18 protein-coding genes and 1 riboswitch are annotated in these 20,301 nt (G+C 67.6%); all 18 genes read right to left on the reverse strand.

Annotation, left to right across the window (positions count from 1 at the left end; genetic code table 11):
• Positions 1-13: 13 nt before the first annotated feature.
• Positions 14-2,845 carry a phosphoenolpyruvate carboxylase gene (ppc, locus tag AMD30_RS02460; RefSeq protein WP_055474716.1) on the reverse strand — a complete coding sequence of 944 codons (2,832 nt, stop codon included), beginning with the start codon at positions 2,843-2,845 and terminating at the stop codon, positions 14-16.
• A 45-nt stretch (positions 2,846-2,890) separates the two neighbouring features.
• On the reverse strand, positions 2,891-3,127 hold the full coding sequence (gene secG / locus AMD30_RS02465; RefSeq protein WP_010841002.1) for a preprotein translocase subunit SecG: 237 nt from the start codon (positions 3,125-3,127) through the stop codon (positions 2,891-2,893).
• 131 nt (positions 3,128-3,258) lie between these two features.
• Positions 3,259-4,047 carry a triose-phosphate isomerase gene (gene tpiA / locus AMD30_RS02470; protein ID WP_055474622.1) on the reverse strand — a complete coding sequence of 263 codons (789 nt, stop codon included), beginning with the start codon at positions 4,045-4,047 and terminating at the stop codon, positions 3,259-3,261.
• A 3-nt stretch (positions 4,048-4,050) separates the two neighbouring features.
• Complete coding sequence (locus AMD30_RS02475) at positions 4,051-5,262, reverse strand: phosphoglycerate kinase (RefSeq protein WP_014926664.1); 1,212 nt, start codon at positions 5,260-5,262, stop codon at positions 4,051-4,053.
• A gap of 33 nt (positions 5,263-5,295) precedes the next feature.
• On the reverse strand, positions 5,296-6,315 hold the full coding sequence (gene gap / locus AMD30_RS02480) for a type I glyceraldehyde-3-phosphate dehydrogenase (RefSeq protein WP_010840999.1): 1,020 nt from the start codon (positions 6,313-6,315) through the stop codon (positions 5,296-5,298).
• A gap of 192 nt (positions 6,316-6,507) precedes the next feature.
• A complete protein-coding gene (gene whiA, locus AMD30_RS02485) occupies positions 6,508-7,485 on the reverse strand; it encodes a DNA-binding protein WhiA (protein WP_174316851.1) in 978 nt (325 codons plus the stop codon).
• A 70-nt stretch (positions 7,486-7,555) separates the two neighbouring features.
• Positions 7,556-8,581: a gluconeogenesis factor YvcK family protein gene (locus AMD30_RS02490; protein WP_055474623.1), complete on the reverse strand. Its 1,026-nt coding sequence runs from the start codon at positions 8,579-8,581 to the stop codon at positions 7,556-7,558.
• Entirely contained in the window at positions 8,578-9,510 is a 933-nt protein-coding gene (rapZ, locus tag AMD30_RS02495; RefSeq protein ID WP_055474717.1) for an RNase adapter RapZ, read from the reverse strand. Before rapZ ends, AMD30_RS02490 begins: the two co-directional genes overlap by 4 nt.
• The gene (uvrC, locus tag AMD30_RS02500; RefSeq protein WP_055474624.1) at positions 9,503-11,554 is read right to left on the reverse strand and encodes an excinuclease ABC subunit UvrC; all 2,052 of its coding nucleotides are present in this window, start codon (positions 11,552-11,554) and stop codon (positions 9,503-9,505) included. Before uvrC ends, rapZ begins: the two co-directional genes overlap by 8 nt.
• Positions 11,555-11,564: 10 nt before the next feature.
• Complete coding sequence (locus AMD30_RS02505) at positions 11,565-12,059, reverse strand: PH domain-containing protein (protein WP_010840995.1); 495 nt, start codon at positions 12,057-12,059, stop codon at positions 11,565-11,567.
• The gene (gene ribH / locus AMD30_RS02510) at positions 12,056-12,568 is read right to left on the reverse strand and encodes a 6,7-dimethyl-8-ribityllumazine synthase (RefSeq protein ID WP_010840994.1); all 513 of its coding nucleotides are present in this window, start codon (positions 12,566-12,568) and stop codon (positions 12,056-12,058) included. The genes AMD30_RS02505 and ribH overlap by 4 nt, the downstream gene beginning before the upstream one ends.
• Positions 12,565-13,887, reverse strand: coding sequence for a bifunctional 3,4-dihydroxy-2-butanone-4-phosphate synthase/GTP cyclohydrolase II (locus tag AMD30_RS02515; RefSeq protein WP_010840993.1), 1,323 nt, complete (start codon positions 13,885-13,887; stop codon positions 12,565-12,567). The genes ribH and AMD30_RS02515 overlap by 4 nt, the downstream gene beginning before the upstream one ends.
• 20 nt (positions 13,888-13,907) lie before the next feature.
• Complete coding sequence (locus tag AMD30_RS02520; protein WP_010840992.1) at positions 13,908-14,546, reverse strand: riboflavin synthase; 639 nt, start codon at positions 14,544-14,546, stop codon at positions 13,908-13,910.
• Between the two features lie 44 nt (positions 14,547-14,590).
• Positions 14,591-14,747, reverse strand: a riboswitch (FMN riboswitch).
• Between the two features lie 82 nt (positions 14,748-14,829).
• Positions 14,830-15,855 (reverse strand): bifunctional diaminohydroxyphosphoribosylaminopyrimidine deaminase/5-amino-6-(5-phosphoribosylamino)uracil reductase RibD, encoded by a 1,026-nt coding sequence (gene ribD, locus AMD30_RS02525; RefSeq protein WP_055474625.1) that lies wholly within the window; start codon positions 15,853-15,855, stop codon positions 14,830-14,832.
• Positions 15,856-15,859: 4 nt separating this feature from the next.
• Complete coding sequence (rpe, locus tag AMD30_RS02530) at positions 15,860-16,564, reverse strand: ribulose-phosphate 3-epimerase (protein ID WP_055474626.1); 705 nt, start codon at positions 16,562-16,564, stop codon at positions 15,860-15,862.
• Between the two features lie 53 nt (positions 16,565-16,617).
• Positions 16,618-17,238: a hypothetical protein gene (locus AMD30_RS02535; protein ID WP_084817181.1), complete on the reverse strand. Its 621-nt coding sequence runs from the start codon at positions 17,236-17,238 to the stop codon at positions 16,618-16,620.
• Between the two features lie 169 nt (positions 17,239-17,407).
• Positions 17,408-19,912 (reverse strand): TPR repeat region-containing protein, encoded by a 2,505-nt coding sequence (locus tag AMD30_RS02540; RefSeq protein ID WP_055474628.1) that lies wholly within the window; start codon positions 19,910-19,912, stop codon positions 17,408-17,410.
• Positions 19,912-20,220: a hypothetical protein gene (locus AMD30_RS02545; RefSeq protein ID WP_055474629.1), complete on the reverse strand. Its 309-nt coding sequence runs from the start codon at positions 20,218-20,220 to the stop codon at positions 19,912-19,914. Before AMD30_RS02545 ends, AMD30_RS02540 begins: the two co-directional genes overlap by 1 nt.
• Positions 20,221-20,301: the final 81 nt, after the last annotated feature.

Below are 20,301 nucleotides of genomic sequence, written 5' to 3' on the forward strand. Positions count from 1 at the left end.
ATTTGCCTTGTGATCAGCCCGAATTGCGCAGCGCGGTCGCGAGACCGTTCATGGTGAGCTGGATCCCGCGTCGCACGATGGGGGTGTCCTCCCCGGCCCGGAAACGGCGGAGAAGCTCGACCTGTAGCAGGTTCAGCGGTTCGAGGTACGGGAACCGGTTGTAGACCGACCGCTTGAGTGCGGCGTTGTCGTGGAGCAGGTCGTCGGTACCGGTGATCTTCGCGCACATCGCGATGGTCCGTTCGTGTTCGTCGACGATCATGCCGAACACCCTGTCGCGCAACTCCTCGTCGGGAACGAGCTGCGCGTACCGGTGAGCCAGCCCCATGTCGGATTTCGCCAGCACCTGGGCCATGTTCGACATGACGGTGCGGAAGAACGGCCACTTCGCGTAGTACCGGCGCAGTGTCTCGAGGCGGTCCGGGTCGTCACCGACCCACTCCTCGAACGCCGACCCCGTGCCGTACCAGCCGGGCAGCATCACCCGTGACTGGGTCCACGAGAGCACCCATGGGATCGCACGGAGGTCGGAGATCTTCTCGGTCTGCTTGCGCGACGCCGGGCGGCTGCCGATGTTGAGGGCCCCGATCTCCGACAGCGGTGTCGAGGTGGTGAAGTACTCGACGAACCCCGGTGTCTCGTGGACCAGGCGGCTGTAGGCGGCTCTGGCCTTTGCTGCGATGTCGTCCATGATCTCGTAGGCGGAATCGGATTCGTCACCGAGACCCTCCACGTCCAGGAGTGAGGACTCGATGGTCGCGGCGAGCAGCGTCTCGAGATTGCGACGAGCCGTGACCGGTTCGGCGTACTTCGCGGCGATGATCTCGCCCTGCTCGGTGATGCGCAGCGAACCCTGGACCGCGCCCGGAGGCTGGGCCAGGATGGCGTCGTAGCTGGGACCGCCGCCACGTCCGACGGTGCCGCCGCGTCCGTGGAACAGGCGCAGCCGGATCCCCGACCGCGCCGCCGCGTCGACCAGATCGAGCTCGGCTCGATAGAGTGCCCAGTTCGCGGCCATGTAGCCGCCGTCCTTGTTGGAATCGGAGTAGCCGAGCATGATCTCCTGAATCCCGTTCTGGGACTGGACCATCGCGTGGTAGAACGGGACGTCGAGGACTGCGAGCAGCGTCTGTGCACCCTGCTGGAGATCCTCGATGGTCTCGAACAGCGGAACCACCCGGACCGTACAGCGAGGCGTACCGCCATCCGGGTCGTAGAGTCCGGCCTCTTTGAGGAGGATCAGCGCCTCGAGCATGTCACTCACCGAGGTGCACATGCTGATGATGTAGTTCGGTACGGCCGCCGGTCCGAAGGTCGCCACAGCCCTGGCGGCTGCCCGCACGATCCCGAGTTCCTTGGTCGCGAGTTCGCTGAGTTCGGCGTCGGGGCTGGTCAGCGGACGACGCGCACTCAGCTCGGCCGACAGGATCCTCACCCGCTCGGACTCCTCGAGCGACGCGTAATCCGGATGCACCCCCGCCCACGCCAGGAGTTCGGCGACGACTTCCTCATGCATGTCGGAGTTCTGCCGCATGTCCAGTCCCGACAGGTGGAAACCGAACGTGCGCACCGCTTCCCGCAAGGCGAGCAGCCGATCGTCGGCGATCGAGTCGTCGTTGTTGGCGCGGAGCGCACCGTCGATCACGTCGAGATCGGCGAGAAGCTCGGCCGCATGGCCGTACGGTTGCCTGCCGTCGATCAGGGACTCCTCGCTCGAGGTGAGGAAGTCGTCGTCGAACATGTCCCGAGCGGTCGCCAGCAGACGGGAGCGGATGGCGCGCAAGGCGAGCCGGAAGGGTTCGTCGGCGCCCGGATCATCGGCCGACGCGCCGGCGAGGTCGAACAGGGTATCGCTGGCATCGATCAGTCGCGCCGACATGCTCAGTTCCTGAGCCAGACTCTCGAGCTCGGACAGATGATGTCCGACGGCGGTCTGCGCGGCGAGGGTCGTGGCCAGGGTCACGACCTCGGAATTCACGAACGGGTTGCCGTCGCGGTCGCCGCCGATCCACGACCCCATCTGGATCATCGGCTCGTCGGCGAGCCCCGCATCGGGGTACGTCGCGCGCAGCGCGGCACGCACCGCGGTGTTGATGGCCGGCACGACCTCGAAGAACGACGCATCGTAATACCGCAACCCGGAACGGATCTCGTCCTGGATGGTGAGGCGTTCGAGTCGGATGAGAGCGGTCTGCCACAGCGTCAGGATCTGACGTCGGATGGACTCCGTGACCTCTGCGTCCTCGTCCGGTGTCAGCTCGGTGCGGCCGCGGAACCGCATGAGCTCGGTGATGCGGTTCTGGGCCTCGAAGACGGTGCGGCGGCGGGTCTCGGTGGGGTGCGCGGTGATGACCGGGACCACCGCGGCGTCGGCGAGGGTCCGGCCGACCTCCTCGTCGCCCAGGCCCGCGGCGGCGAGTTTGCGGTAGGTGGCGGCGAGACTGCTGTCCTGCGGCGGGTCTCCGGCCCGGACGTGGATGGCCCGACGCCGCTCGCGGTGGATGTCCTCGGCCAGATTGGCCATCAGGGCGAAATGGCTGAAGGCCCGAATGACCGGGACCGCGGTGGAGATGTCCAGATCGACGAACATGTCCGCGAGCTCGTTCCGGTCGATCTCGTTGCGGCGCACGCGGAACGCGGCGACGCGGGCGGCTTCGACGAGATCGAACACGTCGGCCCCGGAGTGCTCTCGGACGACGTCACCGAGGATTCCGCCGAGCAGGCGGATGTCCTCGCGCAAAGGTTCGGTGAGCGCACGGCCCTCGTCGTCGACGACGATGTGGTCGACGATCGAGATGGACGGGCGCCAGTCCGGGACTCCCCGTGTGGGGACGGTTTCACTCATGCCGACAAGTATCCCGGCATCACCCGGGAGCGGCATCCCGAGATGCTATCCGGACAGTTTGATGTCGACGCCGACGCCGACGATGAAGATCACCCAGATCAGTCCGACGAAGATGGTCAGCCGGTCGAGGTTGCGCTCGACGACGCTCGAGCCCGACAGGCTGGACTGGACACCGCCGCCGAACAGCGACGACAGACCGCCACCCTTGCCGCGGTGCAGCAGGATGAGCACGATCAGCAACACGCTGGTCACGATCAATCCGATGTCGAGTGCACCTTGCACAGTCACGAGTCGAAACGCCCTTCCGTAAAGCCCTTTACATACAGCTGTGGCAGGCCGGCCCCCGATCGAGACGACGTGAATCGCATCGACTCGAGGCCAACCTGCCACAGTGTACGCGTGGGTATGACCCGTCAGGGCAAGGGGCCACCCGCGGCGATCGCCGACAGCGTCGCGAACTCGTCGGACTTCAGCGAGGCCCCGCCCACCAGCGCGCCGTCGACGTCCGGCCGTCCGACCAGGTCGCCGACATTCTTGGCGTTGACCGATCCGCCGTAGAGGATGCGCACCGATGCCGCGGTGTCGGCGTCGGCGATGTCCACCAGGGCATCGCGGATGGCCTTGCACACCTCTTGGGCGTCGTCCGCGCCGGCCACCCGACCGGTGCCGATCGCCCAGACCGGCTCGTAGGCGATGACGGTCTTGGCGATCTCGGCGGCGGACAGACCGGCGAGCGAGCCCTTGAGCTGCGCGACGTTGTACGCCACGTGCTCGCCGGCCTCGCGGACGTCGAGACCCTCGCCGATGCACACGATCGGCGTGAGCTCGTGCTTGAGGGCGGCCTTGGTCTTCGCGAGCACGACCTCGTCGGTCTCACCGTGCAGCGTGCGCCGCTCGGAGTGCCCGACGACCACGAACGTGCAGCCGAGCTTCGCGAGGAACGCGCCGCTGATCTCGCCCGTATAGGCACCCGAGTCGTGTGCGGACAGATCCTGCGCACCGTAGGTGAGCAGCAGCTTGTCCCCGTCGACGACAGTCTGCACGCTGCGGATGTCGGTGAACGGCGGGATCACCGTCACGTCGACCTTGTCGAAGTACTTCGCCGGCAGCGCGAACGCGATCTTCTGCACCAGCGCGATCGCCTCGAGATGGTTCAGGTTCATCTTCCAGTTGCCCGCGATGAGCGGCTTACGCTGTGCCATGGTTCAGCTCTCCAGGACCTTGAGACCGGGCAGTTCCTTGCCCTCGAGGTACTCCAGCGACGCGCCACCTCCGGTGGAGATGTGCGAGAAGTCGGAGTCGGGCAGGCCGAGCGTGCGCACCGCGGCGGCCGAGTCGCCGCCACCGACCACGGTGAACGCGCCGTTCCCGGTCGCGCCGGCGATGGCCTCGGCGACACCGCGGGTGCCCGACGAGAACTTCTCGAACTCGAACACCCCCGACGGACCGTTCCAGAAGATGGTCTTGGCACCGGACAGCACCGCGGCGAACCGCTTCACCGACTCCGGCCCGATGTCGAGTCCCATCCAGCCGTCCGGAATCGCGTCGGAGGCCACCGTGTCCGACTCGGCGTCGGCGGCGAACTTGTCGGCCACCACGACGTCGACGGGCAGGTGGATGACGTCGCCGAACCGCTCGAGCAGGCTCTTGCAGACATCGATCTGATCTTCCTGCAGGAGCGAGGTGCCGACCGAATACCCCTGCGCGGCAAGGAACGTGAACGCCATTCCGCCGCCGATGACCAGGGTGTCGACCTTGGGTGCCAAGGCCTCGATGACGCCGAGCTTGTCCGAGACCTTCGAGCCGCCGAGGACGACGGCGTAGGGACGCGTGACCTCGTCGGTGAGCTTCGACAGCACCTCGACCTCGGCGGCGACGAGCTCACCCGCGTAGTGCGGGAGCAGCTTGGCGACGTCGTAGACCGAGGCCTGCTTGCGGTGCACCACTCCGAAACCGTCGGAGACGAACGCGCCGTCATCGCCGACGAGCTCGACGAGCGCCTTGGCGAGCGCCTCGCGTTCGGCATCGTCCTTGGAGGTCTCCCGCGGATCGAAGCGGATGTTCTCCAGCAGCAGGACGTCGCCGTCGGTGAGCCCTTCCGCGCGTGCCAGCGCGTCGGTTCCGACGACGTCACCGGCGAGCTGCACGTTGCGGCCGAGTTCCTCGCCGAGCCGGGCGGCGACCGGGGCCAGCGAGAACTCCGGGTCCGGCTCGCCCTTCGGACGACCCAGGTGCGCGGTGATGATCACCTTCGCACCGGCGTCGATGAGCGCGTTGAGCGTCGGCAGGGACGCGAGGATGCGACCCGGATCGGTGATCGTCGACCCGTCGAGCGGGACGTTGAAATCCGACCGGACCAGCACACCCCTGCCCGAAACACCTTCCTCCAGAAGGTCTTTCAGAGTGGGAACACCCATGAGGCGTTGACTCCTAAAGTCGTTGGGGGTGGATCAGAGCGACTTGCCGACGAGACCGATGAGGTCGACGAGGCGGTTGGAGTAGCCCCACTCGTTGTCGTACCAGGACACGACCTTGGCCTGGTCGTCGATCACCTTGGTCAGGCCGGCGTCGAACAGCGAGCTGTGCGGGTCGGTGACGATGTCGGACGAGACGATCGGCGCGTCGTAGTACTTGAGGATGCCCTTGAGCGGACCGTCGGCAGCTGCCTTGAGCGCTGCGTTGATCTCGTCGGCGGTGGCGGTCTTCGACAGCTGTGCGGTGAGGTCGGTGACCGAACCGGTGGGGATCGGGACACGCAGCGCGTAGCCGTCGAGCTTGCCCTTCAGCTCCGGGAGGACCAGGCCGATGGCCTTGGCGGCACCGGTCGAGGTCGGCACGATGTTGATGGCCGCGGCGCGCGCGCGACGCAGGTCCTTGTGCGGGCCGTCCTGCAGGTTCTGGTCCTGGGTGTAGGCGTGGATCGTGGTCATGAGGCCCTTGACGATGCCGAACTCGTCGTTGAGGACCTTCGCCAGCGGGCCGAGGCAGTTGGTGGTGCACGAGGCGTTGGAGATGATGTTCTGGCTGCCGTCGTACTTGTCGTCGTTGACGCCCATCACGATCGTGATGTCCTCATCCGACGCCGGGGCGGAGATGATGACCTTCTTGGCGCCGGCATCGAGGTGTCCCTGCGCCTTGGCGCGCGCGGTGAAGATACCGGTCGACTCGACGACCACGTCGACGCCCAGGTCGCCCCACGGGATCGCGGCCGGGCCTTCCTTGACCTCGAGGGCCTTGATCTTCTGCTCGCCGACGACGATGGTGTCGTCGCCCTCGAGGGAGACGTCGTCGGAGAGGCGACCGAGGATGGAGTCGAACTTCAGCAGGTGCGCGAGGGTCGCGTTGTCGGTCAGGTCGTTGACCGCGACGATCTCGATGTCGGTGGTGCCCAAAGCTTTTTGCGCTTCGACGGCGCGGAAGAAGTTGCGGCCGATCCGGCCGAATCCGTTGACGCCTACCCGAACAGTCACAGTTGTGCTCCTTAGCGGTATTCATGGTCGGGCCTGGTGGTCAAGCCCTGTCTGGCCGCGCGTGCGCGGTCGGCGAGAGCACACCTGAGTGGTCACGCCTCCGCGCACGTCGCCACCAGCCTAGTAGGCGACCCTGCGCTCGGCACACCGCAGGTCCGGGTCACGCACGCCGGTGGTGCTCCGGTGCGGGTCTCAGGCCTCGTCGAGCAGCTCGGAGGTGACCGCGGACTCGGTGTCGGGGATCCCGTCCTGGCGGGCCTTCTTGTCGGCCATCGACAGCAGCCGGCGGATCCGTCCGGCGACGGCGTCCTTGGTCATCGGCGGGTCGGCGAGCTGACCGAGCTCCTCGAGAGACGCCTGCCGGTGCGTGATGCGAAGCTGCCCAGCCGCGATGAGATGGTCGGGCACCTCGTCGCCGAGGATGTCCAGCGCGCGTTCCACCCGGGCTGCGGCCGCGACGGCCGCGCGCGCCGATCGACGCAGGTTCGCGTCGTCGAAGTTGGCGAGGCGGTTGGCGGTGGCGCGGACCTCCCGCCGCATGCGGCGTTCTTCCCAGACGAGCCTCGTGTCGTGGGCACCCATGCGGGTCAGCAACGCGCCGATGGCCTCGCCGTCGCGGATGACGACCCGGTCGGCGCCGCGGACCTCGCGCGCCTTGGCCGTGACACCGAGCCTCCGGGCCGCGCCGACCAGGGCGAGTGCCGCCTCCGGTCCGGGACAGCTGACCTCCAGAGCCGACGACCGACCGGGTTCGGTGAGCGAGCCGTGCGCGAGAAACGCTCCGCGCCAGGCGGCCTCGGCGTCGGCGACGCTGCCGCCGACGACCTGTGCGGGCAGTCCGCGCACCGGCCGGCCGCGCAGGTCGAGCAATCCGGTCTGCCGTGCCAGGCCTTCGCCGTCCTTGGTGATCCGCACGATGTAGCGCGCCGATTTCCGGAGTCCACCGCCGCGCAGGACGTGGACATCCGAGGCATAGCCGTAGAGGTCGTGGATCTCGCGGCGCAAGCGACGCGCCACGTTGCCCATGTCCACCTCGGCCTCGACCACCACGCGACCCGCGACGATGTGCAGGCCGCCGGCGAAACGCAGCAATGCCGACACCTCGGCTCTCCGACAACTCACCTGAGTCACCGACAGGCGACTGAGTTCGTCCTTCACCGCCGCCGTCATCGCCACCGGTACCTGTCCTCCTGTCAACAGACCACACGTCCCTCGAGAAAGTCGCGGAACATCGCCCGGGTCAGGCGTCCGCTCGGCCAGAGTAACGGGTCAATTCACCTTCGCACAGTTCGTTCACCACGGCGGCGACTTTCGCCGGGTCATGGACCTGACGGCCGGGCACCGCGACGTCCCCGACATTCAGCTCCGCGCCGAACAATCCGGCCGCACGCTCGAGGTGATCACGTTCACGCCCGGCCGGGACCGACGACGCGTCCACGAGGACATGGTCGACGCGGAACGTGTTCGCGTGGGCGTGCAGCACGTGGAGGTGTCGCTCGACCGAGAACCCGGGGGTCTCCCCCGGCTCGGGAGCCAGGTTGACCACGAGCACCTTGCGAGCACGGCTGCGCTGCAAGGCCTTCAACTGCTCGGGCACCAGGACGTGCGGGATCACGCTCGAGAACCACGAGCCCGGGCCCAACATCACCAGATCGGCCGATTCGATTGCCGCGAGGGCCGATTCGCAGGCCGGCGGATCGTCCGGCAGCAGCCGAACACGACGCACCTTGCCGGGGGTGGTGGCGACCGCGACCTGCCCACGGATCTCACGGCTGATGCGCGGATCGGCCTCGAGTCCCGAGACGTCGGCCTCGATGTCGAGCGGCACGGTCGACATGGGCAGCACGTGCCCCGTGATGCCGAAGATCGCCCGCAACTCCGCGAGCGCACCGACCGTGTCGCCGAGCACCTCGGTGAGTCCGGCGAGGAGCAGGTTGCCGATGGGATGTCCGGCCAGGGCCCCGCGGCCGCCGAATCGGTGCTGGAGGACCTCGGCCCACAGTTCGTGGCGGCGGCGGACGACCGGATCGGCGGGCTGTGCATCCTCGAGCCCCTCGGGGGTACTCATCAACGCGGCGAGCGCCATTCGCAGGTCACCGGGTGGGATGAGTCCGAGTTCGGCACGCAGTCGCCCCGACGATCCCCCGTCGTCGGCGACGGTGACCACCGCGGTGATGTCGGCACTGAGGTAGCGCATCGCGGTCAGCGTCGCGTAGAGGCCGTGTCCGCCGCCGAGGGCGACGATCCGCGGCTCGGCGGAACTCATTCGCGCCCCAGGTCGCGGTGCATGACCCGTACGTCGTAGGACGCGAGCCCGGCGTCGTCGACGGCGCGGCGCAGACGAGCCGACAACTCCTCGGCGATGGCCACACTGCGGTGCTTGCCACCGGTGCATCCGACGCTGATCGTCATGTAGCGCTTGCCTTCTCGCAGATACCCGCGACCGACGATCGAGACCAGTCCGGTGTAGAGGTCGAGGAACCCGTCGGCGTCCGGCTGACCGAGCACGTAGTCGCGGACCGGCGCCTCCCGGCCGTTGTGGTCGCGCAGCTCGTCGATCCAGTGCGGGTTGGGCAGGAACCGGACATCGGCGACGAGATCGGAGTCGATGGGCAGCCCGTATTTGAAGCCGAACGACTGCACCACGATCGACAGGCGGGGTTCGGTGTCGCCGGGCGCGACGCCCTCGACGATCGCGCGCAGCTTCGCCGCGGTCAGCGCCGAGGTCTCCACCACCAGGTCGGCGACGTTCTTGATCGGGGCCAGGATCGCGCGCTCGCGGGCGATCCCCTCGACGAGGGTCTCCTTGCCCTGCAACGGGTGACGGCGGCGAACCTGTTCGAACCGGCGCACCAGCACCTGATCGCTGGCGTCGAGATACAGCAGTCGGGTGCGGATCCCGGACTGTTCGAGACGGTCCCGCAGTTGCTCGAGTTGGTGGGCGAGGTTGTCGTCGGAGGCGCGCAGCACCATGGCGAGCCGCGTGATCGAGGGATCGTCCTCCCGCACCATCCCGACCATCGTCGAGATCAGTGAGGGCGGCACGTTGTCGGCGACGTACCAGCCGTCGTCCTCGAGCACGTTCGCCGCGGTGGATCGTCCCGCGCCGGACATCCCCGTCACGAACAGCACGGTGAAGTCGGTCCCGGTCTGCTCCGCGGTCACCGTGCCCTCCACTTCGGTGTGGTCACTCATCGACACCTCGTCCCGCGTCACCGGTTGCCACCGTCATCTCCTTCTCGGCCTCCGCCGGGGCCGGGGTCGGGGCCTGCTCCGGCACCGGCGCCTCGTCGGAGAGCGCGGACTTGACCGCGCGCGCCGTGGTGAGGCCGATTCCGTGTACCTGGGATATCTCGTCCAAGGATGCCTCACGCAGGCGTGCGACCGAGCCGAAGTGGGTCACCAGCGCGGTGCGGCGGGTTCGGCCCAGACCGGGAACGCCGTCGAGCACCGACTCGGTCATGCGCTTGCTGCGCTTGCTGCGGTGGAACGTGATGGCGAAGCGATGGGCTTCATCACGCACTCGCTGCAGCAGGAACAGGGCCTGGCTGTTGCGCGGCAGGATCATCGGGTCGTCGTCGCCGGGGACCCACACCTCCTCGAGGCGTTTGGCCAGCCCGATCACCGAGACGTCGGTGATGCCGAGCTCGTCGAGTACCGCGGCCGCGGCGTGGACCTGCGGCGCACCACCGTCGACGACGAACAGGTTCGGCGGGTAGGCGAACTTCCGCGGCTGTGCCGGCGTGTCGGCGGCGGCGCTGATCTCCCCGGACACCGGTGGCGGTGCGTCACGGTCGGTACGGTGCCGCAGGAACCGCCGTCGCGTGACCTCGGCGATGGACGCGACGTCATCGGAGTGACCCTCGCCGGCGGCATGGCGGATCGAGTAGTGCCGGTAGTCGGACTTGCGCGGCAGGCCGTCTTCGAAGACGACGAGCGAGGCGACCACGTCGGTGCCCTGGACATGCGAGATGTCCACGCATTCGATGCGCAGCGGTGCCTGATCGAGCAGCAGCGACTCCTGCAGCTCGGTGAGGGCCGCCGAACGGGTCGTGAGGTCGCCGGCGCGCCGGAGCTTGTGCTGCGCAAGGGCTTCGGACGCGTTACGGGCGACGGTCTCGAACAACGCCTTCTTGTCGCCGCGCTGGGGAACCCGCAGCCGCACGCGGCTTCCCCGGAGACCGGACAGCCACTCCTCGAGTTCCTCGGCGTCGGAGGGCAACTCCGGGACCAGCACCTCGCGCGGTATGGACTCCCCGTGTGCCCGGTCGGTCCCGACGTCGACCGTGGCGTCGAAATCGACCTGGGCGCCGTAGAACTGGGTGACGAACTCCCCCACCACATCGCCGTCGGTTCCGTTGTCGCTGCGCTCGACAACCCATCCGCGCTGACCGCGTACCCGCCCGTCGCGGACGTGGAAGACCTGGACCGACACCTCGAGCTGGTCGCCGGCGAGGGCGATCACGTCGGCGGTGGTGCCGTCGCCGAGCACGACCGCCTGCTTCTCCATCGCGCGTCGCATCGCGCCGATGTCATCGCGCAGCCGTGCGGCGCGCTCGAAATCGAGTTCCTCGGCGGCGACGGTCATGTCCCGTTCCATCCTGCGGATCATCAGGTCGGTGCGGCCGGCGAGGAAGTCGCAGAAGTCCTCGACGATCTCCCGGTGCTCCTCGGCGTCCACCCGCCCCACACAGGGGGCCGAACACTTGTCGATGTAACCGAGCAGGCACGGCCGGTCGATCTGGCGATGCCGTTTGAACACACCGGCCGAGCAGGTCCGGGCCGGGAAGACCCGGGTGAGCAGGTCGACCGTCTCGCGGATCGCCCAGGCGTGCGCGTACGGGCCGAAGTAGCGCACGCCGCGCCGGCGCGGGCCCCGGTAGACGAACAGCCGGGGATACTCCTCGTTGAGCGTGACCGCGAGCATCGGGTAGCTCTTGTCGTCGCGATAGCGGACGTTGAAGCGCGGGTCGAACTCCTTGATCCAGTTGTATTCGAGCTGCAGCGCCTCCACCTCGGTGCCGACGACGGTCCATTCGACCGACGCGGCGGTGGTCACCATCTGGCGGGTGCGCGGATGCAGGGAGGTGATGTCGGCGAAGTACGACGTCAGCCTCGACCGGAGATTCTTGGCCTTGCCCACGTAGATGACGCGACGATGCTCGTCGCGGAATTTGTACACCCCGGGATCGGTCGGGATGGACCCCGGCGCGGGGCGGTAGGTAGTCGGGTCGGCCACGTGTTCCAGGCTAGTGGCCGGGCCGGACAGTCCCGCGGTAGCGCTCCTCCAGCTCGCGGAACCGGCCCATCGCGTCGATGGCGCGCTGGCCGTCGCCGGCCTGAACAGCCAGGACGGTGATGTGTTCGTCGGCCGGGAACAACAGCCACGCCCCGAAACCCTTCTCCGGGTAGGTGAGACCGAGAACACGGTCCCACTCGAAGAGTCGCACCGAGACCAGGTTGCGGACCTCGACCCCGGCGGCGCCGACACGCAGGCGCGGGCGGGTGAACAGCAGGATGGCCGCCGAGATCAGGACGCCGATGAGGATGATCGCGACCTGGTCGGAGCCGCCCAGATTGCGGACGCCGACGTCGTCGATGGTCAACAGCAGGCCGAACGTGATGTGGATCGCGAGCACCACCGCGGCTGTCACGATCGCCCATCGCGGCAGGTTGCGGGGCCGGTACACCAGGTCCCACCCGGCCGCGTCGGTGCCGGCCGGGTGGGAGTCCGCAGAACTCACGCCGACGCTCCTCCGACCGCCACCGGGAGGGTCTCGCCGCGCTGCAGCGCGCGCAGGGTCAGCGCCGACGCCAGCGCGGCGACGGTGGCCTGTGCGCCCTTGTCCTCCGTCGAACCCGGGAGCCCGGCACGGGCGATCGCCTGGTCCTCGGTGAGCACGGTGAGCACCCCGTTGCCGACCGGTGTCGACTCGTCGAGGGACACCCGTGTGAGACCGGCGGTCACCGCGTCGCACACGTACTCGAAATGCGGTGTCTCACCCTTGATCACGACGCCAAGCGCCACCACCGCGTCGTGGGTGCGGGCCAGCGCCTGCACGATGACGGGCAGCTCGATCGCGCCGGCGACCTGCACGATCGTCGGTTCGGTCACGCCGTTGTCGCGTGCGGCCCGGATGGCGCCGTCGAGGAGTGCACCGCAGACGGTCTCGTGCCATTGCGACGAGACGATGGCCAGACGCAGCGTGCCGGCATCGGCGAGTTCGAGGGTCGGCTCTCCGTGGCCGCTCATGCGGGTGCTCCTTCGGACGCGCCGTCGGTGGGCTGGGCGTGATCGTCGAGCCCGACGAGGTCGTGGCCCATCCGATCGCGCTTGGTACGCAGGTAGCGCAGGTTCTCGGCGTTGGCGCGCACCGGCATCGGGACCCGGTCGACGATGTGCAGACCGTACCCGTCGAGGCCGACGCGCTTCGCCGGATTGTTGGTCAGCAGGCGCATGGACCGCACCCCGAGGTCGACCAGGATCTGTGCGCCGAGTCCGTAGTCCCGCGAGTCGGCGGGCAGGCCGAGCTCGAGGTTGGCGTCGACGGTGTCGGACCCGGCATCCTGCAGCTGATAGGCCTGCAGCTTGTGCAACAACCCGATGCCACGGCCCTCGTGACCGCGCATGTACAGGATGATGCCCCGGCCCTCGTCGGCCACCATCTCCATCGCCGCGTCGAGCTGGGGCCCGCAATCGCAGCGGAGTGAACCGAACACGTCGCCCGTCAAGCACTCCGAATGCACGCGCACGAGAACATCGTGACCGTCGGCTTCGCCGGTGATGTCGCCCTTGACGAGCGCGACATGCTCGACGTCGTCGTAGACGCTGGAGTACCCGACAGCGCGGAAATCGCCGTGGCGGGTGGGGATCCGGGCGTCGGCGACGCGGACCACGTGCTTCTCGTGGCGGCGGCGCCAGGCGATCAGGTCGGCGATCGAGATCAGGGCGAGGTCGTGTTCGTCGGCGAACACCCGCAGCTCGTCGGTCTGCGCCATCGAGCCGACGTCCTTCTGGCTCACGATCTCGCAGATCACCCCGGCCGGCGAGAGGTCGGCCAGACGGGCGAGGTCGACCGCGGCTTCGGTGTGACCCGGGCGGCGAAGTACGCCGCCTTCCTTCGCACGCAGCGGAACCACGTGACCGGGTCGGGTGAAATCGGCCGCCGCAGCGTCGGGATCGGCCAGCAGGCGCATCGTCGTGGCACGGTCGGCGGCACTGATACCGGTGCCGATGCCTTCGCGGGCGTCGACGGTCACGGTGTAGGCCGTGCCGTGTTTGTCCTGGTTCATCGAGTACATCGGGGGCAGACCGAGCCGGTCGCACGCGTCGCCGTCGAGCGGGACGCACAGGTACCCGGAGGTGTAGCGCACCATGAACGCCACCAGTTCGGGGGTCGCCTTCTCCGCCGCGAAGATCAGGTCGCCCTCGTTCTCGCGGTCCTCGTCGTCGACCACGACGACGGCCTTGCCCGCCGCGATGTCGGCGATGGCGCGTTCGATCGTGTCGAACGCGACTCCGGTGCCCTCAGCTGCGGTCACGTCTTCACCGTCTCGCGACGACTCGCTCATCAGAACCTCACTCGTTGTGCTCATTTCGCCCCCGCAACATCAGGAGTACCAGTCGTGTCCGAACCCAGGTGGAGGCGCTCGACGTACTTGGCGATGACGTCGACCTCGAGGTTGACCACGGTGCCGGGTCGGGCGGCGCCGAGGTTGGTCTCGTTGAGTGTCGTCGGGATCAGGGAGATCTCGAACCAGGAGTCGTCGCCGGCCCCGCCGACGGCCGACACGGTGAGCGACACCCCGTCGACGGTGATCGATCCCTTCTCGACGAGGTAGCGCGTGAGCTTCGCGGGAACCGCGATCCGTACGACCGTCCAATTCTCCGACGGGTTGACCGCGGCGATCGTCCCGGTGCCGTCGACGTGTCCCTGCACGATGTGGCCGCCGAAACGACCGTTGGCGGGCATGGCGCGCTCGAGATTGACGGTGCTGCCGGCACCCAGGTCGGACAGCGAACTCCGGCGCAGCGTCTCGCCCATCACATCGACGGTGAACTCACCTGGGCGGAGGTCGACGACGGTCAGACACACGCCGTTGACGGCGATCGAGTCGCCGTGACCGGCATCGGCGGTGACCACGGGCCCGCGGACGGTGAATCGGGCGGCGTCGGAGAGATCCTCGCGGTCGGCGATGACGCCGAGTTCTTCCACGATTCCGGTGAACACGCACTCCTCCTGCTCGCTCGGAGCAGACAGGGCGGCCTCGTGTCGCCTGTTCTCTCGCATCCGGACTGTGACCGTCGGCTTCGGATTCGCACCGAATCTGCTGTCCCTACCTGGTGGCAGGCGCTCGCGGGCTGGACGATGCGGATCCACCGCACCCTCATCACCGCCGGTGGGGAGTTTCACCCCGCCCCGAGAACTGGTGACATCGACGCTAGCACGGTCCGAGATGTCAGTCGCATTGCGATTCCGGTGAGCGAAAGGCGCCGCGGGCATGTCGTGCCGCTCACCGTTCACGCGAGGCGGTCGAGGGTCGCGACAGTGTCAGGAGGACGTCGTCCCCGAGCCGCGTCACCGACGTCGTGCGGAACCGCAGGCCGTCGGTGAGGGTGGTCACGCCCGGGATCTCCACCGAGCCGCGTCCGGCGCCCAGCACCAGCGGGGCGACGTAGGCGTGCACCTCGTCGACGAGTCCGGCCGCGAAGAAGGCCCCCAGGATGTGCGGTCCGCCCTCGACCAGCACCCACAATGCGTCCGGCAGTGCGGCGAGCACGTCGGCCGGGTCGTGGGATTCGACCCGGATCAGCGGGCCGCCCGCCGGGTCTCGGAGACGGGCGTCGGCCGGGAGGTCGCGGTGACCGAGGACGACGCGGGCGGGCTGGTGCGTGTGCAACGTGTCGTCGGCTGTGCGCGCGGTGAGAGTGGGATTGTCGGCCAGCGCGGTACCGGTGCCGATGACGATGGCGTCGATGCGAGCGCGCTGCGAGTGCGCGTGGTCGCGGGCCTGCGGGCCGGTGATCCACTGGCTGGTGCCGTCGGGGGCGGCGATCCGGCCGTCGACTCCGGCGGCGATCTTCGCGGTGACGTGCGGCCGCCCGAGACGCTGCCGGGTGAGCCACGGGCGGAGCGGGCCGTTCTCGACGTCGTCGGCCGCGACTCCCCCGGTGACGCGCACCCCGGCGGCCCGCAGCGTGTCGGCGCCGCCGGCGGCGACCGGGTTCGGGTCACTCACCGCGTAGTGGACTTCGGCGACACCCGCCTCGACGAGTGCCTGCGCGCACGGGCCGGTCCTGCCGGTGTGGTTGCACGGTTCGAGGGTGACGATCGCGGTGCCGCCGCGCGCGGCGTCGCCCGCGGCTCGCAGGGCCATGATCTCCGCGTGCGGTCCGCCGGGCGGTTGGGTCGCGCCGATGCCGGCTAGGGTGCCGTCGGCGGCGAGGATGACAGCGCCGACCGGCGGATTCGGTGAGCTGACCCCCATCGCCTCCCGGGACGCGCTGATCGCGCGCTCCATGGCACCGGCGATGTCCATCGGGTCAGGCCTGGCTCTGCGCCCGTGCGGTGGCGGCCGACTCACGGAGTGCGGCGACGGCCTGTCCGGGATCGTCGGCGCCGTAGACTGCCGATCCGGCGACGAAGCAGTCGATCCCGGCCTCCGCGGCCTCCTCGATCGTGTCGGCGTTGATGCCGCCGTCGATCTCGACGAGAAGCCTCAGATCCTCGGAATCGATGAACTTCCGGATGGCGCGGGCCTTTTCGAGAACCTCCGGGATGAACTTCTGACCTCCGAAGCCCGGCTCGACGCTCATGATCAGCAGGGTGTCGAAGTCCCGCAGGATCTCCAGATACGGCTCGAGCGCGGTACCCGGCTTGATCGACAGCCCAGCCTTGGCCCCGGCGGCGCGGATGTCACGGGCGACGCCGATCGGGTTCTCGGTGGCCTCGGCGTGGAACGTGACGTTGTGCGCCCCCGCCTCGGCGTACGGCGGCGCCCACCGCTCCGGGTTCTCGATCATCAGGTGGCAGTCGAGCGGGATGTCGGTTGCCTTCAGCAGGCTCTCGACGATCGGTAGTCCCAGGGTCAGGTTCGGCACGAAGTGTGCGTCCATGACGTCGACGTGCAACCAGTCGGCCCGGGTCTCGCCCGGCCGCGCCACGGCAGCGGCCTCGGCCGCGAGATTCGCGAAGTCCGCGGACAGGATGGACGGGGCGATCATGGGCGCGGAACCGGCGGTGCACATGGTCGACAAGTGTAGGACGCGGGTTCCGGTACGGACGAAAGAGCTCCGCAGTCTCAGAGGCCGTTGACCGGCCAGCCGGGAGTGGGTGGCAGTACCGGCCAAGGCTCGGGACCGGGCTCGACCCCGAGTCTCGGCAGGTCGGGATTCGGCGGCAAAGCGTTGCACGCGACGACGTCGGCGCGGTTCTCCGGCCCAACCCCCAAGCGGTCGAAGTACGACACCCTCCAACTGCCAAACATCGAAGTCGAAGGCGTGATCTGGGAGCCGTGCTGATCTGCAGGCGGCAACCTCTCGCCCGTGCGTACGAGCTCAATCGTGATCGGAAAAGCCCAGGGGTCACCAATGTTCCGCCACTCGACGCCAGCGTCCGATCGTTGCTCGATGGACAACAGCTCGCTGCGACATATCGTCAACCGACTGCGGTCATCGATATCTTCGCGACGCAGTGGCCGCAGGAAAAGTGTGTTTACCACTCTGCTTGTCTGGCTGTTGCTCGCTACCAAGCGGATCCGCTCGTCGGTGCCTGGCGGCGATGCCGCCGCGAAGCCGGGATATCCCCATTCCATCGACTGCCCCTCGAAGGCAAGCTCGAATGACTCCGTGTACGCGCGAACAAACGTACCCTCTGAACTCGCAAGGTCCAGCATGCTGGTGGGAATCCAGCGGAAAGACATATCCAGACCAGGCGGCAAGCGTTTTCCTGGAGGAGCGACGGCAGAACTGCTAGTTGGCTGCTCATTGTGCGACGGAGCCATTGAACAACCGACTACCGCAAGGACCACAAGAAGCACCGGCGTCAGACGCAGACGATAACTGTGCCTGGCAGAGCGACCTGCGATGCGCTTACCGTTTGTATACATCTTCCAGATTCTCGTTGTGTCGTAACGCGAAAGAGTTGATGTCGGACATGAGTTTCTGCTGAATGAACGTTGCGGCCTCGCTTTCTTGAGTGACGCTAGCCATGACACCAGTCCGCTTCATTTCGGCGAAATCGGCGTCGCTCGAGAACAGATTTCGAAACTCAGGGTGATCCGCGAGTTCTGGATGGGTCTCGAAGTATCCCGCAAGGATCTGCACGTACTTCGCGTTCGGATTGATCTCGTCTTCGAACAACTCGGTCCGAAGCCGTTGGAGTTCCGGGTCGGCCTTGACCGTATCCGGGTCGACCGGCAGGCCAGACAAGTCCAGCTTCGCCTGGGGCGCCACGCCGTCGATCAAGACCTTCACAGCCGGGTCCAGACCTGGAACTGCCGTCAGCAGCGCCTTCGCGCTGTCGAACATCGCGCCGACGACTGCGGCGTCGTAGGCAGCCAGGTGCCGGCCGTCGACCTTTGTTTCCTCGATGTGCGCGTCCAATCCGCCGATCATGGCTCCTTCGAGGCGTCCGGTGACTTCACCGAGCCCGTAGTCGTGCGGGTCTTTTCCGAACTCCTGTTGCATCACATCGATCTGCAAGGCGGTCAAAGAGTTGACGATTCTTCCTGCGGTCGCATCCGAATTCAATACTTCGAAGGTCGACTTCAAGTCGCTCGCGTCGACTTCCGACACACCATGCGTGTGAAAGAGCTGTGGATCGGCGCCTGCCATAACAGCAGTGTGCGAGCCGATCGCGGAGGCCAGCGTGCGGGTCAGCTCGGGGTTGAGTTCGCCCAGAGCCGGTTTCCGGTCTCCGATGTCAATCAGCGCGTCCTTGTTGTCGCCGAAGTACTGCGCAAGGGCGGTCGAAATGTTGCCGGCACGTTCGCTCTCGAGCACCGCTTCGGGAGAACTACCATCAGGCGCGTAGGCAGCACCGGGCATCCAGTTGAACAGCCTGTTGATTCCGTCCGAGTCCTTGCCCGCTTCATCAGTCCAGTCGAACGTCAACAGATGCTTGAGGGCCTCTGCGTCCTTGAACGACCGTTCGGCGCCGCCGAGATCGTAGGTCGTCGGCATCGAACTGCTGGACGGGTTACCGGTTGCCGACATCACTGCATCATGTACCGCGATGTGATCGGCGCCCGCGACACCGAGCATGTCGACGAGGAGGCCCTCGGCTTCGCTTTTGCCAACGATGTTGTGGTCCAACATGCTTGGATTCGACGCGTATTCCGTGGCGCCTGCAGCTGCAATCTCACTGGCCCTCGCGATCAATGCCCGGTCGACGTCGCTTCCCAACTGCACGGACCCCGAGCCGTACGCACCCCCCGGCGGGTCGACGGAGCGGTGCTCCAAGATGCCCATGATCGACTTGAGGTCGGCGAAGGTCTTCAGATCGGTGACCGACCTGTGGCCGCCGGAGTGCGCGCCTGAGTCCGGAACCGTCAGTCGTCCCCTACTCGCAGCAGCTTCGGACAGCGCGTCCCGGATCGGCGCCGGGAGTTGACTCATCCCGCCGGTCACGAACGGGGCATCCGTCCCCCAGATCTCGGCGAACACGTTCGAGTCTGTCTGGCCGGTCCGCAGATGTCGGTTTCCCAGCAGATACACGCCGTCAGCGAGACTCTGTTTCAAAGTCTCTCGCTCTGCGCCGGTGTACTTGTCGCCGAACGACTCCAGGGCGCCGAGGGACAGCGGCTGCCCTTGAGGTCCGCCACCCCAACTCGGTGTGTAAATCGCCTTCAGGTAGTCGAACTGCTCCTTCGGGATGACTGCGAAATCACCGCGGGCGAGTGCTGCTCGCTGCTCTGGGGTCAGGCTGGTCGCGCGGGAGAAACGGTCCTTCTGCTCGGTGGTGGCGGTGCCACTCATGATGGCCTGGACATCGATGCTCGCCTGGCCCGGTGAGTAGCTTGACGCGAGTGGCGCATTACCTTCGGCATCGCCAAAAGCTGCCGCGAGAACTCTCGCCCCGTTGCGATCGTCCTCACCCATCTGATCGGCCAGGGACTGGAGCGACAGCGTCGCCGTCTTCGCCTCCTCCGCTCGGGCGGCCTGAGCGTCGAGAATCGCGCGCTCCGTTGCGCTGCCCGCCTCCACGCCCTTCAGCTCGGCCGCATAGTCGCGGGTGTCGCGCACCGTCCAGTCGTCGGCAACGCTGAACTTGTCGCGTTCCAGGCCGAGCGCGCGGACCAGCGCCGTGGTGCGATTCGGACTGATCGCGGCCGACGTGTTTCGCAAGACGTTGGCGGCGTGCGTGAGGTCGGCCCCCAGTTTGTTGATCTCGGCTCGATCCGAGTCGGTGCGGCTCTCACACCCGAGTTGGGAGGCCCCCACCCATCCTCTGGAATCGCCGGCTCTCATCGGCGCTTCGGCCATCCGCTGGGTCAGACTCCCCAGGTCATTCACCGCCGTATCGAGCGCACTGGCCGCAGCATCGAGAGACATCAGGTCCCAGCCGTTGACGATGGAACGCGATGGACGCGACATCAGAATTCGCTGATCGCGCGGAAACCACTGGCGAGCGACTCCTCCGTGTCGGCGACTTCGCCGGCTGCCTGGTAGCAGGTCTGCGACACCAGGTCCATCCTCGCCGCCGCCCGGCCGAGCAGCGACCGGACGGTCTCGTCCTTGCCGGCGCACGCAGCCCCGATGGCCGAGGCCGGCATCGCGTTCGAGGCGTCGCCGAAAGCGGACTTCCCGGTCCACAGGGCGCGCGTCTCCGAGGAACACCGAGCCAGCGCATCTCCGACGCCCGTGATGACACCCAGTTCCTCGACACCAAAGCGCTCAGCCATACAAACCCCCGAGTTTGCAGCAATCCTCGTCGTGGCACACCGCCACGACGAACAACTTAGTACGACTCGGCCCCACCGTGC

It is taken from the genome of Gordonia sp. HS-NH1, from assembly GCF_001418765.1.
Classification (GTDB): domain Bacteria; phylum Actinomycetota; class Actinomycetes; order Mycobacteriales; family Mycobacteriaceae; genus Gordonia.